Consider the following 12,320-nt stretch of genomic DNA (forward strand, 5'->3'; position numbering starts at 1 on the left):
CGCATAATTACAGGTTTTCAAGGAACTGCATCAGACGATCGGGCGGTCGATACCGCGGGATTCCGCTGCGAGGTGGCTGCAACTTGTTGAGCGCACGCTCCTTCATCGCGAGGTCGGCCTCGACGTACATGTGAGTCGTAGCTGGGCTTTCGTGTCCAAGCCACAGTGCAATGACACTCAGATCAACGCCCGATTGCAGCAGATGAGTCCCAGTCGAGTGCCGGATGACATGCGGTGAAATGGGATGGCTTGATAGTTGAGGACATTGCCTTGTGGCTGTCTGCGCTGCGAGCTTGAGCCGATCCGTAACGTTGGAGCGCGTCATCGGATTCCCCGAGCGATTGGGGAACAGCATCTGGTCAGGCGATGACCCGATCCGGCGCAACCAGCTTCTGATTTGGCTCGCTGTCGAGCGCCACAAAGGTACGGTGCGCTGTTTCCGGCCTTTGCCGTGGATATGTGCACAGGGCGCCTTATCCAGAACGACGTCACCCACCCGCAGACCGATCAGTTCGGAAACGCGTGCGCCAGTATTGTATAGCGTTGCAAACAGTACCCGGTCCCGCTGCCCGCACCAGGTGTTGGGGTCAGGTGCGGCGAGTAGTGCCTCGATCTCGTCACGCGACAGGTGGCCGATGGGCGGCCTGTCGAAGCGCTTCATTGGGATAGCTAAAGTGCTTTGGATAACAGCCAGCGCAGAAATATCCTTGAGTGCCGCGTACGTCAGAAATGAACGGATGGCAACAAGTCGCGCATTCCGGGTGCGCGCGCAATTATGCCGATCGTCCTCCAGATGACGAAGGAAGGCGAGCACCAGATTCACGTTGATGTCCGCTAACGCCAGGTCGACAGGCGCCTTACGGAGACGCGCCTGAGCAAACTGAAGGAATAGTCGAAACGTATCCCGATAGCTGGCTATCGTCTGCGGGCTGACTGCCCGTTGTTGCATCAGGCGCTCAACGAAGAATTCCTGTAGCAGCGCCGCGAAGTTTGACGACGAACAATGCCTGTGCCTAGACATGACAGACTCCTTCTGTAAAGTGCTCAAAGCGCTGAGCCGCAATTGCCATCAGTTCCGGGATGCCCGTCAGATACCAATAGGTGTCGGTCACCTTGGCATGCCCTACGTAAGTCGACAGCATGACCATCGCGTTGTCGACGTCCACTCCTTGCTGGTACCAGAGCAACACCCGTCGGCAGATAAACGAGTGCCTCAGATCGTGGATGCGTGGAGCAGGATGATCACCACGGGCGACCCATCCCAACTGTGAACGCAAGGACCCGAAGACATCCTCAACCGTACTGATCTTCATGCTGCTTCCGTGCACGATGAAGAAGTGATCGCTTAGCGTGATGGGCCAATCTCGATCCCGCAGCTTTACGTAGCGTGCGAGTGCTCGCACGACGGTTAGATGAAGTGGAATGACGCGGGACTTACGATACTTCGTTTCCCGAATCATCAACAGGCCATGATCGAGGTCGACGTCTGCGCGTCTCAGATTAAGCGCCTCGGAAATCCGCAGTCCGGTGGCCGCGATCAGCCCGAACAGGGTTGAGTAGGTCACGGGCCGCAGTTTCTCCTTCGAGGGCAAGGTCAAAACGGCGGCGAGTAGTGTCCGGATCTCCTCATCGGTATAGATGTGCGGTGTCAGACGGCGATGGCACCGGCCGAACAGGTCACCTGCAGGGACCTCGGTGGCGGGGTCAAATTGTTGGAGATACCTGGCGAACGGGCGAACGATCTCGATCCGGCGGCCCCAGGTAATGGGCGTTTGAAGTGGTCCGGACCGCGCCCAGGACACTGCCAGATTTACGGTCAACGGGCCTTGATGAGCGGCCCGGTCGGAGAAGCGGGCAAAGTCAAGGAGCCGGCGTCCCGAGCACCGCAGGTCGAAACCGAGACGACGTCTTGATGCAAGGTAGTCCTCAGCGAGCGATACCATCCTGACTGTACGCTTCATGATGCTCTCCCCGGCCAGGGCAGCGCGACGCGGGCGAGGCTGCTGATATTGATCGTGGTGTAAATCGCGGTAGTATCCAGGCAGCGGTGTCGAAGGATATCTGCGATCTCCTTCATGGGAACGCCTGCCTGGACCAATCGGCCTCCTACGCTGTGTCGCAGAACATGGGTTCCCCGCCGATGTGGATCATTGCCGCATCGCGCGTGAGCGGCACGGACAGTATTGCGAACGACGCTCGAACCGACCGGTTCAATGAGTGGAGCGCGATGCCGCAGAAATACCGCCCGGCTATCGGAGACCGGGCGGCCGTCAGTCAGGTATTGAGCAATTGCGCGGCCCGTCCGGGGCGGTAATGGAAGCACATCTGTTCGCCGCGCCTTGCCTGCTTGTAACCGCAACGTCCGGTCGTGCCAGTTCAGATCGTCCAGCTGTAGCGAAGCCACTTCGCCGGCGCGTAGTCCCAAGTCGACCATACACCGGGCCATCGCGTAGTCTCGGCGGCCGATCGCGGATTTGCGATCGAATGCTTTGAGAAACCGTTCCAGCTCCGCCTCAGATAGCGTGTCTGGTAACGATTCGAACCGCCACTGGGCGATTTGCGGAATCCCGGCAATAAGGCTCAGGACGCGATCTCCGTGCATACCCCGGAAACGCAAGTAGCTCCGTAGTGCAATCCCAAGGACTTTGCCGGTGCTCGGCTTGCATCCTTCGAGGTGACTCACGACAAATCGATGAACATGTTCCGGTTTGACCTGCGCCATATTGATTCTCGATGCACCGAACCGTTCCGACAGAAATGTCCGTACGATGCGCGTGCGCGACCTCCTCGTCGATGCGGCCAGCCCGCAGACCTGGTCAAGGTGTGCGTCAAATTCCCTGATCTCCCCCTGTATCCCACGGGGCGTGAAATCAGGCCGCCGGGATATGTCCGCCCTCTGGCGCAGCACGACAAGCAGATGCTTCAAGGCCTGCCTAACATGGTTCCTGGATCGTGGTGTGCGCAATGGGCAGTCGCACTGAGGTAAGTGTTCATCCAGAAAGTAGCGTATCAACGCTTCGTCAATCTGACTGAGTTTGGCGCGTCGCTTGCGCAGCCAATACGCAAAGTGCGCGACGCAGCACGAATACTTACGGACGCTCCACGACGAATATCCTCGCCCAATCAAATACGTCAAATACGCTTGATAGCTGGGTTCGAGCACGCCGTCCATCAACCATGCCCGGGTCCGCTGCAGTAATACGACATCGTTGTCCATGATGTCCCTCCTCAAAAAACCGAACTACCTCCTGAGGAAAGCACTTTTATTATGCGCAGTCCACTACTGGCGGCAGCCGTGGAAAACCCATCGCAGAAGGACAAACGAGTCTGCGTGGCGCGGAACTGCGCATATTCCCGAGATCGTCATAGTTACGGTCATGGAAATATTTGCATGAGAACAAGGAACGCTGCACTCCCATCGCCAGATCCACGCTCGCAGTGCTGAAGGACTGGCTACGAGAACCTCAACGCGGGAGTGGTGAAGTGCTGTTTCCGAGTGCTAGGGGCGAACGTCTGAGCGTCCACGGTGTGCAGTACCTGCTAAACAAGCATCGCGAGGCTGCGTCCCGAGTTTGCCCTTCGTTGAAGCAGAAACGGATCACCGTCCACCGCTTGAGGCACACGATGGCCATGGAACTTCTGCAGGCCGGCGTTGATCGTTCAGTGATCGCGTTGTGGCTCGGGCATGAATCGGTGGAAACCACGCAGATCTATCTCGAAGCAACCCTTGCGATGAAGGAGCAAGCCCTTGCGAAGACATCTCCGCCACGGGGCAAGTCGGTTCGCTACCGGCCGCCAGACCAGCTCCTCGGCTTCCTGAACAGTCTGTAGGATAGACAAACTATGTCGCGTGATGCAGAGGGCTGCCTTGCGCGACGACGCACGAGTAGGGGGTGATCGTAAAAGCCCGGTCTCGTTACCCGACATAATCCGGAACGGCACATAGTGCCGCCTGTACTAAACCGCTGACGCGGTAGTGGGAGGTGGGCACAGGTCTATGGCTGACGTTTCATGAAGAGGGTTGTCTGGCGCTGGATCCCAGCGAGGTGGTGAGCGGTGTCGCCGGGAGCAGTATGTGAACGCCCGGTTGGGCATTCCACCCACTGCTTCCAGGAGGCTCGCCATGACGCCACTGCGCCAACGCATGCTGCACGACATGCAGATCCGCAACCTTGCTGTCAACACGCAGAAGACCTATCTCCTGCAGGTTTCCGGTTTCGCCCGACACTTCCGGCGCTCACCCGAGGTGCTCGGTCCCGAGGAGATCCGTGCCTGGATTATCCACCTGACCAACGAACGCAAGCCCGCGCCAGCCAGTGTCCAACTGGCCGTAGGCGCGCTGCGCTTCCTGTACCGCATCACGCTCAGGCGGGACTGGTGCGACGAGGACTTTCCGCTGCCCAAACGGCCCGTGAAGCTGCCCGTCATCCTGAGCTTCGAGGAAGTCACGCGTTTCTTCGAGTCGATTCCCAGCCTGAAGCAGCGCGCCATCCTGATGACGGCCTATGCGGCCGGCCTGCGTGTCTCCGAAGTCGTGCATCTGAAGGTCACCGATATCGACAGCCAGCGGATGATGATCCGTGTCCGCCAGGGTAAAGGCCGTAAGGATCGCTACGTAATGCTCTCGCCGCGTCTGCTCGAGGTCCTGCGACTGTACTGGCAGGACGCCCACCCGAGGGAATGGCTCTTTCCAGGGAGCATTCCGGGGCGGCCCATCAGCCGCCATGCCGTGGGCGACGCATGCCAGCTTGCACGTGAGCGCAGCGGCATCACGAAACCCGTTACACCACATTCTTTGAGGCACGCGTTCGCCACTCATCTGCTGGAAACCGGTGCCGATGTACGCAGGATCCAGCTGCTCATGGGACATCGCAGCATGGCGACCACGGCACGGTACCTCAAGCTGGCGACGAGCACCGTGTGCGCCACCACCAGTCCCTTCGACCTGCTGCCGCATCCCGCACCCGTTCCACCCCAGCCGCCTGCGCCCGAGTACTTCTGAAGCCGGCGATGCGACCGGCGCTCGAGGTGGCGGACATCTTCCGCCGCTGCGGCCCTCACTACCGGCAGACCCATGCCGACGCCCTCAGTCGTGCCCAGCGCCGCGCGATGAGCGCCATCGAGCTGTGCCGCACCGCCGCGCTCGGCGGTCATGCCGAGCAGTGCGATGCCTGCGGCCATCAGCGCATTGCCTACGACTCGTGTCGCCATCGCTGCTGTCCGAAGTGCCAGTCGCTTGCCCGCGCGCAATGGCTCGAACGCCGGCGCGCCGAGCTGCTTCCCGCGGTCGAGTACTTCCACGTCGTCTTCACACTCCCCGAGCCCATCGCCGCACTCGCGTACCAGAACAAGAAGACCCTCTACGATCTGCTGTTTCGCACCAGCGCCGAGACGCTGCGCATGATCGCCGCCGATCCGAAACACCTGGGCGCGGAACTCGGCTTCATCACGGTCCTGCACACGTGGGGGCAGAATCTGCTACACCATCCGCACGTGCATTGCGTGGTACCGGGCGGCGGCATCGCCCCGGCCGGCGAACGCTGGATCGCCTGCCGGCCAGGCTTCTTCCTGCCCGTTCGGGTGCTCTCGCGGCTCTTCCGGCGGCTCTTTCTCGACCAGCTGCGCCGCGCGTTCGACGCCGGCGCGCTGCGCTTCCATGGCCTGCTCGAGCCGTTGCGTGATCCGCGAGCGTTCGCCGCCTGGCTCGCGCCCACTGCTCACGCGGAGTGGGTCGTTTACGCGAAACCACCGTTTGGCGGCGCCGCACAGGTGCTCGATTACCTGGGCCGCTACACGCATCGCGTCGCCATCTCGAATAACCGGTTGCTGCGCTTTGATGGCGATTCGGTCCTGTTCCAGTGGAAGGACTACCGTCACGAAGCCCGCCACCGGACCATGACGCTCACGGCCGACGAGTTCATCCGCCGCTTCCTGCTGCACGTGCTGCCCGCCGGCTTCAAGCGCATCCGCAGCTACGGGTGGCTCGCCAACCGCCATCGGACAGCCCGCCTCGCCACCTGCCGGCGGCTGCTCGGCGTCGAGCCGCCTGCCGCTGCGTCACCCACCATCGGGGAAGACTACCGTGACCGTTACCAGCGGCTCACCGGCAGATCACTGCGCGACTGCCCCGTGTGCGGCAAGGGCCAGATGGTCCGTATCGAAGGCGGTGTGCCTGGCATCCTGCCGCGGGCTCCACCTGACCCGAGCCATGTGCACTGACCGGCATCAGCACCACCCACGCGCACGTTGGTCTTCCCCCATGCCGCCAACGCGAACCCACTCGTGCCTCAGCGTCGTCGCACCATCACAATGCCGCGAAACTCTGCATTCCCTGCCCATTGACGTCCGCATTCCCGCTGCGTTCGCACAATGGGCTCCGACAACCGCCGGGTTCCAGCGTGCGCCAACCGTGCGCCGGGCATCACAAATCACCGCGACGATCATTCAACGCCCATAAACGCCAGCGCCTGCGGAGCGGTTTAGCACAAACATTTTTTTGATTACCGATCGCGGACTGGCCCCGACCGGCATGTTCACGGGTCAGTAGCCGCGATCGCCAACCAAAAAAATCTCTGCCCTATCTACCCAGCGACATAGGCGCCACAGTTTTGCGACCCACCTGCTTGAACAGAAGGTGGATATCCGTGTGATCCAGGTGCTGCTCGGGCACGCGAAGCTGGAGAACACCGCGCTCTACGTCCAGGTGGCGACAGACCTGCTGCACGAGGTCACCAGTCCGCTGGACCGCCTGCCCGCCGGGTAAGCTCGCGCTGCAGCGCCTCATGCTGGAGGTTGCGGATATCTTCCGCAGTCGCGGGCCAGCGTGGCGAGCCACGGCACACCTGAGCCTGGGGCAGCTGAAGGTCATGTCGGCCATCGAACAGTGCCGCACCGCGGCGCTGGGCGGGCATGTGCTGCGCTGTTCCGGCTGCGACCACATTGAAGTCGCGTACAACTCCTGCCGCAACCGGCACTGCATGAAGTGCCAGGCCAGTGCCGCACGCCGCTGGCTCGAGGCGCGCCAGGCCGACCTGCTGCCCGTGGAGTATTACCACGTGGTCTTCACGTTGCCCGCGCCAATCAGTGCGATCGCCTGGTACAACAAGGCGGTCATCTACGGGCTCCTGTTCGACATCGCCGCCGAAACCCTGCGTACCATCGCCGCAGATCCGCGACACCTGGGCGCACAGATCGGCGCCACGCTGGTGCTGCACACCTGGGGCTCAGCGCTCACGCATCATCCGCACGTGCACGGTATCGTTCCCGGCGGTGGCCTGTCGCCCGATGGCAAGCGGTGGATCGCCTGCCGCCCCGGCTTCTTCCTGCCGGTGCGTGTGCTCTCGCGCCTGTTCCGCCGGCGCTTCCTCGAAGCACTCGCAGACGCACACCGACACGGCCAGCTGCAGTTCTTCGGCGAGTACACGGGACTTGCCAATGCGGCTGCCTTTGCGCGGTGGCTTGCGCCGCTGCGCACCTGCGAGTGGGTGGTCTACGCCAAGCGTCCCTTTGCAGGACCGCAAGCGGTACTCGAGTACCTCTCACGCTATACGCATCGCGTTGCGATCTCCAACCAGCGCCTGGTCGCATTCGATGAACGCGGCGTCACCTTCCGCTGGAAGGACTACCGTGCAACGGGACGCACCCGCTACAAGACCATGACGCTCGAGGCCGGCGAGTTCATGCGCCGCTTCCTGCTGCATGTGCTGCCCAGCGGCTTCCATCGCATCGGAGGTGTCAGGAATTTTGTGTGCTGAGGTCGGTTAAAAATCTCAGCTGATGGCGGCGGTGAAGCGCTCGCCGAACAGAATGGCGAACTGATTGACTGCTTGCCGCCAGGTAATAGGTGGCATCTTCCAATCCTTTTCGATGTTGCGCAAGGCCAGGTACAGCAGTTTGCTGGCGGCTTCGTCGCTGGGGAAGTGACCGCGGTTCTTGACGATCTTTCGCAGCTGCATATGCATGCTCTCGATCGCATTGGTCGTGTATATGATCTTGCGTACTTCCGGCGGATAGGCGAAGAACGGGATGACTTGCTCCCATTGGCGCTGCCACATCGCGGCCACGGTGGGGAATTTGCGCCCCCACTCGCCTTGAGAGAAGGCTTGCAGGGCGACTGCCGCCGCTTCGGCCGTGGCAGCCTGATAGATCGGCTTGAGCGCGGTTGCCAGCGGCTTACGGTCCTTCCAGCTCGCCAGATTCAGCGAATTGCGGATCAGGTGCACGATGCACGTCTGGATCTGCGCGGCTGGATACACCGCTTCGATCGCCTCGGGGAAACCGCGCAAGCCATCGACGACGGCGATCAGGATGTCGTGCAAGCCACGGTTCTTCAGTTCGTTGAAGACCTTCAGCCAGAACTTGGCTCCCTCGGTTTGCTCGATCCACAAACCCAGCACTTCCTTGCGGCCGTCGGCGCGAATGCCCAGCGCCAGATACACCGCCTTGTTCCTGACCGTGCCTTCGTCGCGGATCTTCAGCCGAAGTGCGTCGAAATACACGATCGGATACATTGCCTCAAGCGGGCGTTGCTGCCACTGTTCGACCTCGGCCAGCACCTCATCGGTGACAGTCGAAATCAGATCGGGCGACACCTGCAGGCCATACAGTTCCAGCAAATGGCCCTGGATCTCGCGCACGCTCATGCCGCGCGCGTACATGCTGATGACGTGATCGTCGAAGCCCGGCAGCCGGCGCTGATATTTGCCCACCAGTTGCGGCTCGAATGTCGCCTGCCGGTCACGCGGAATGTCCAGATTCAGTTCGCCGTTGGGCGTGATGACCGTCTTGCGGCTCGTGCCGTTGCGGTGGTTGCCGGCCTTGCCTTGCTCCGCCTCGTTCTCCAGGTGATGCGTTAGCTCCGCCGCCAGCATGCGCTCAGCCAGTTGTTTCTTCAGTTGCCCGGCCAGGCCCGATTCGCCGAGAACCGACTCCGCATCCTTGTTCTGAATCTGCGCCAGCAGTTGATCGATCAGTTCATCGGGGAACAGCTTCGGCGCCTTCGGGTTCTTGATCTTTTTAGTCACAGTTGCTTCGGTCATAGGACGTTGTTTCCGTTATCGTCTCATGACCTCGGCACACTAAAATTCTGACAGGCTCATCGCATCCGTCACTACGGCCTGCTCGCCAACCCCGTGCGTCGCGCCAGCCTCGCCAAGGTGCGTGAGTTGCTGGACGTCGTGCCCGAGTTCAACATGCCGCCGCAAGACGCGGTCGTCGCAGCCCGCCCCGCCTTCGTCTGCCGGCACTGCGGTGCGCCAATGATCGTCATTGAGATCCTGGAACGCACGGCGCCCATTCGCGCACCACCCATGCGACGAGATGCGACATGAGCGCAACGCTTCCTGCACCTCCAACCCGACCGTCGGCTTTGCGGCAACGCGGCCCACGAGCGGACGTCTGCGCCTGTCGCCTCGCGCAGTCCCTCGCACGTCCGCTTCACCGCCACAATTGCGCCACTGCACCGCTTCATCACTGCGTCAGCGCGCATCCAGCATCCCACCGCACCACGCATCCATCAACATTGCTGGCCATCCCGGCCTATCAATCGCCATAGCATCCAGGACTCCGACCGTATCGGAGCACTCCGCGGTTTCCTCCATCGAGGCTCGTTCGACGCCTGCCAGCGACGCACGGCGGCGCACTCACATTCCTGCGGGCGATGGCAGGCATCGACCAACCCTAAACGGCCACTGCCTCACGTGACCGCTTGTGATCGGCCTTGGCGGACGTTGGCCGATTGTGATTTCAGCGTCCGCTGTAGTTCACCAACCCGACGAAGGATGAACGGGCCAGTCGCAAATGGCCCGAATGAGGCCACTGGGCCAAGAGCGGGCAATAGCCTAGGCGGTGCTGTCAGCAGCTATCGAAATGAGCTGTCGATTGTCATGCTGAAAGTTTGGCTACCGCCAAAGGCGATTACTCTCCTTACTTTCGCCAGCGCTCGATGACCTGCGCGAAGACAATATCGCGCCATTGTTCCTTCCACTCCTTATGAACCGCTACGCTTTGCGAATGTGGTTCAGGGACCGGCAGCGGCATCTTGATCACGGCCGGCAGCAGCACCGCGTCACCGACCACCACGCACTCGCCCGGAGCAAGATTCGGAAGAATGTCCGTGATCGCGTTAGCGTTGTCGGGAAAGAGGCGCCGCACGTAGGTCTGATCCGCGTCGTTCGTCAGGCGCAGGGACATGAAGTTGTTGCACTGGGCGAATATCGTCTCCGATACTTCCGAGGGCCGCTGGCTCACGACCATCAGGCTCAGGCCATATTTTCGCCCCTCTTTTGCGATCCGCTCGATAGGCTGCGCGGTCGTCCCGTGGAACGTAGTTGTGTGCTTCCTCGCAAACGAGCATAACCGGGATGTCGTTGAGCTTGCCCTGGGCATGCCGCAGCTTGGAATAGTGGAAGCAGAAGTCGAAGATGAGGCGAGAGATCAGACTGACGGTGATGCTGAGAACCTCGAAAGGAACGCCGCTCAAGTCCACTATCGTGACGTTCGCCTTGTCAAGGTAGCCGATGAACTGCTTCATCAGCGTCTCGAAGTCCCCGGTGACATGGGCCTGCCCGTCAGCCCTCTTCGCGTTCAAAAGGAACCGCAGGCGCTTGTCAGCCAGTTTAGCCTGTCATTGATGAAGCGCTGGCGTTTCACTGGTTCCTGGACGCCAGCGATGTTGTAACCTGGAAAGTACTTGAAGCCTGGGACGGACAGGGCGGATTCCAGATTCTGGTTCACCACGAGGCCGAAGACGAGACCCGGCCACTGGTGATGCGCCTCGTTGACGGAGAGCACCTCGGTTCAACATTTTCCCGCATGCGCCACTATCGTGGGCGGGATATGACGGTTGAGTTCCTTGCGTGTGCCAGCTTCGCGTGCTGGCGACCGGGAACTGGACGAATCGTTCAGGGACTCTTTCCCGAAACTGGTCTATCAGAACTCGTTCATCTTCGCGACGCCGAAAGTGTTCGAATGCACCGCGGCGTTGCTGATGACGAACGACATCGGACCCCAGGTGCTGGACTAGCGTTCGCGCCGCGTCCGGTCAACGTTTCCGGCTGCACGCGGCAGCGTTCGGGCCGGGAATATACGGGAGTATTTCGCGTGCATCGTTCCGGCGCCGGTCGTAACGCCGGTTGGCGGGGACCGGTTTTCGCATCCGGCCGGTGTCCCGCATGCACGGGGCTTCTGCTCCGGCTTCCGTCTGCTCAAGACGCTGGTTCATCGGTCAGGGGACGGCGATCAGGGTAGCGTGCGAATCCTGTCCGGATTGCCGCTACCGCTTACAGCGGCCTGCGCGGATAAAACCGGTCGCTCTACTTCCCATCACATCAGCACTGGAAAGCATCATGCAAACACTGGATAAACCGGCGGTCTGCGAGCAGCTCGCCATCTCTGAGCGCACGCTGGACGGGTGGGTTCGCGAAGGACGGTTTCCACCGCCGGTACGGGTGGGCAAGCGCTGCTACTGGGCGGTCGAGGCAGTGCAGACCTGGTACGAGGCGCTGTTTGCAACGCAGCTCGCGTTTAACCCTTCGCTCGGTCGCCGGCCGGTCGAAGCCCCTGGCCCCGCAGGGCGGAAAGTGAGCCGAGGTACCAGGCCGGGCACTTAGTCTGTTGAAAACTCATGTTCGCCCGCTCGACCGTTCCGTCGGGATCTGTCAAAGGAAATAATGTCGCTTGAAACGTTCTGGCTTTTACTTTGCCATTGTCAACTCTTCCGGCGGACAGGCAATCCTTCAAGCTCCTTGTCGTAGAGGCCCATGCGCTCAGAAGCCTGCGTCGTACTGGCAAGCCCCTTTTTCTGTTTGGCTTTGGTCACTTCCTTGTACGCCAGCACAGCGGCCCGCTCTATCCGTCGATGACCTCCCTGGGTGTGACGGATCCCACCCAGCTTGCCTTCATCGACGAGTGTGTTCAGATGCGTACGGGAGACATGAAGAAGTTTCGCAGCTTCTTCACTCGTGACTTCACCAGCCTCGGGTGTGGCTTCGGCAATCTTCCGTGCCCGATCGCGTTGGGGCGCTATTGCAACGACCGGCTCCTCAAGGCTCCTTAGCTCGGCGGTACTGAGCAGATGGGCAAGCAACGCCCTGCGCCGACGCGTCAAGCCACCCGAACCCAGGAATTCCTTCACGAAGGCGTCCTCCAGAGCCATTGGGACCGTTGCTGCCAGCAATCTCTCCCACTCGGCCCAGTCCTTTATTGAAGCGCTCTGCTTTTTGAGGTGAGACCTCAGTTTCAGAAAAAGAGATTTAGTCAGTCCACTGATCACGTCGTGCACATCCTCACGTAACCATCCGTCGATTACGGCGGAACCTTGA

Annotated in this window: 12 protein-coding genes and 3 pseudogenes; 9 read left to right on the plus strand and 6 right to left on the minus strand. The window is 61.0% G+C overall.

Annotated features, from left to right (window positions below):
* Positions 1–7: 7 nt before the first annotated feature.
* From AC07WT_RS02760 to AC07WT_RS02770, 3 genes are read right to left on the minus strand one after another with little or no spacing between them, the layout of a single operon-like run.
* Entirely contained in the window at positions 8–1,021 is a 1,014-nt protein-coding gene (locus tag AC07WT_RS02760) for a site-specific integrase (protein ID WP_494945954.1), read from the minus strand.
* On the minus strand, positions 1,014–1,961 hold the full coding sequence (locus AC07WT_RS02765; RefSeq protein ID WP_494945955.1) for a tyrosine-type recombinase/integrase: 948 nt from the start codon (positions 1,959–1,961) through the stop codon (positions 1,014–1,016). The genes AC07WT_RS02760 and AC07WT_RS02765 overlap by 8 nt, the downstream gene beginning before the upstream one ends.
* On the minus strand, positions 1,958–3,217 hold the full coding sequence (locus AC07WT_RS02770; RefSeq protein WP_494945956.1) for a site-specific integrase: 1,260 nt from the start codon (positions 3,215–3,217) through the stop codon (positions 1,958–1,960). Before AC07WT_RS02770 ends, AC07WT_RS02765 begins: the two co-directional genes overlap by 4 nt.
* A gap of 170 nt (positions 3,218–3,387) precedes the next feature.
* On the opposite strand from AC07WT_RS02770, the gene AC07WT_RS02775 reads away from it, so the two are divergent.
* The 5 genes and pseudogenes from AC07WT_RS02775 to AC07WT_RS02795 form a co-directional block, all read left to right on the plus strand.
* The gene (locus AC07WT_RS02775) at positions 3,388–3,831 is read left to right on the plus strand and encodes a tyrosine-type recombinase/integrase (RefSeq protein ID WP_494945957.1); all 444 of its coding nucleotides are present in this window, start codon (positions 3,388–3,390) and stop codon (positions 3,829–3,831) included.
* A gap of 292 nt (positions 3,832–4,123) precedes the next feature.
* Complete coding sequence (locus AC07WT_RS02780) at positions 4,124–5,002, plus strand: tyrosine-type recombinase/integrase (RefSeq protein ID WP_494945958.1); 879 nt, start codon at positions 4,124–4,126, stop codon at positions 5,000–5,002.
* A gap of 8 nt (positions 5,003–5,010) precedes the next feature.
* Entirely contained in the window at positions 5,011–6,219 is a 1,209-nt protein-coding gene (locus AC07WT_RS02785; RefSeq protein ID WP_494945959.1) for an IS91 family transposase, read from the plus strand.
* Positions 6,220–6,598: 379 nt separating this feature from the next.
* Positions 6,599–6,763 (plus strand): annotated as a pseudogene (locus AC07WT_RS02790) (tyrosine-type recombinase/integrase); the annotation flags it as partial.
* A 19-nt stretch (positions 6,764–6,782) separates the two neighbouring features.
* A pseudogene (locus AC07WT_RS02795) lies at positions 6,783–7,727 on the plus strand (IS91 family transposase); the annotation flags it as partial.
* Positions 7,728–7,769: 42 nt separating this feature from the next.
* Here the strand turns inward: AC07WT_RS02795 and AC07WT_RS02800 are convergent.
* Positions 7,770–9,038 carry an IS256 family transposase gene (locus AC07WT_RS02800; protein WP_492596521.1) on the minus strand — a complete coding sequence of 423 codons (1,269 nt, stop codon included), beginning with the start codon at positions 9,036–9,038 and terminating at the stop codon, positions 7,770–7,772.
* Between the two features lie 57 nt (positions 9,039–9,095).
* On the opposite strand from AC07WT_RS02800, the pseudogene AC07WT_RS02805 reads away from it, so the two are divergent.
* Positions 9,096–9,329: pseudogene (locus tag AC07WT_RS02805) on the plus strand (IS91 family transposase); the annotation flags it as partial.
* A gap of 595 nt (positions 9,330–9,924) precedes the next feature.
* Here the strand turns inward: AC07WT_RS02805 and AC07WT_RS02810 are convergent.
* Positions 9,925–10,191 (minus strand): hypothetical protein, encoded by a 267-nt coding sequence (locus AC07WT_RS02810; protein ID WP_494945960.1) that lies wholly within the window; start codon positions 10,189–10,191, stop codon positions 9,925–9,927.
* On the opposite strand from AC07WT_RS02810, the gene AC07WT_RS02815 reads away from it, so the two are divergent.
* From AC07WT_RS02815 to AC07WT_RS02825, 3 genes are all read left to right on the plus strand, one after another.
* Complete coding sequence (locus tag AC07WT_RS02815) at positions 10,190–10,678, plus strand: hypothetical protein (protein ID WP_494945961.1); 489 nt, start codon at positions 10,190–10,192, stop codon at positions 10,676–10,678. The genes AC07WT_RS02810 and AC07WT_RS02815 overlap by 2 nt on opposite strands.
* A 165-nt stretch (positions 10,679–10,843) precedes the next feature.
* On the plus strand, positions 10,844–11,023 hold the full coding sequence (locus tag AC07WT_RS02820) for a hypothetical protein (protein ID WP_494945962.1): 180 nt from the start codon (positions 10,844–10,846) through the stop codon (positions 11,021–11,023).
* 322 nt (positions 11,024–11,345) lie between these two features.
* On the plus strand, positions 11,346–11,609 hold the full coding sequence (locus AC07WT_RS02825; RefSeq protein WP_494945963.1) for a helix-turn-helix transcriptional regulator: 264 nt from the start codon (positions 11,346–11,348) through the stop codon (positions 11,607–11,609).
* 98 nt (positions 11,610–11,707) lie between these two features.
* On the opposite strand, the gene AC07WT_RS02830 is transcribed toward AC07WT_RS02825, so the two are convergent.
* Complete coding sequence (locus AC07WT_RS02830) at positions 11,708–12,280, minus strand: helix-turn-helix domain-containing protein (protein WP_494945964.1); 573 nt, start codon at positions 12,278–12,280, stop codon at positions 11,708–11,710.
* Between the last annotated feature and the right edge of the window lie 40 nt (positions 12,281–12,320).

Source organism: Paraburkholderia sp. GW821-FHT02A12 (genome assembly GCF_059422005.1).

Excerpts from the sequence above, each read along its gene's own strand:
- AC07WT_RS02760 (WP_494945954.1), bottom strand. The coding sequence starts at position 1,021 with ATGTCTAGGCACAGGCATTGTTCGTCGTCAAACTTCGCGGCGCTGCTA.
- AC07WT_RS02765 (WP_494945955.1), bottom strand. The coding sequence starts at position 1,961 with ATGAAGCGTACAGTCAGGATGGTATCGCTCGCTGAGGACTACCTTGCA.
- AC07WT_RS02770 (WP_494945956.1), bottom strand. The coding sequence starts at position 3,217 with ATGGACAACGATGTCGTATTACTGCAGCGGACCCGGGCATGGTTGATG.
- AC07WT_RS02780 (WP_494945958.1), top strand. The coding sequence starts at position 4,124 with ATGACGCCACTGCGCCAACGCATGCTGCACGACATGCAGATCCGCAAC.
- AC07WT_RS02785 (WP_494945959.1), top strand. The coding sequence starts at position 5,011 with ATGCGACCGGCGCTCGAGGTGGCGGACATCTTCCGCCGCTGCGGCCCT.
- AC07WT_RS02800 (WP_492596521.1), bottom strand. The coding sequence starts at position 9,038 with ATGACCGAAGCAACTGTGACTAAAAAGATCAAGAACCCGAAGGCGCCG.
- AC07WT_RS02815 (WP_494945961.1), top strand. The coding sequence starts at position 10,190 with ATGAAGTTGTTGCACTGGGCGAATATCGTCTCCGATACTTCCGAGGGC.
- AC07WT_RS02810 (WP_494945960.1), bottom strand. The coding sequence starts at position 10,191 with ATGTCCCTGCGCCTGACGAACGACGCGGATCAGACCTACGTGCGGCGC.
- AC07WT_RS02825 (WP_494945963.1), top strand. The coding sequence starts at position 11,346 with ATGCAAACACTGGATAAACCGGCGGTCTGCGAGCAGCTCGCCATCTCT.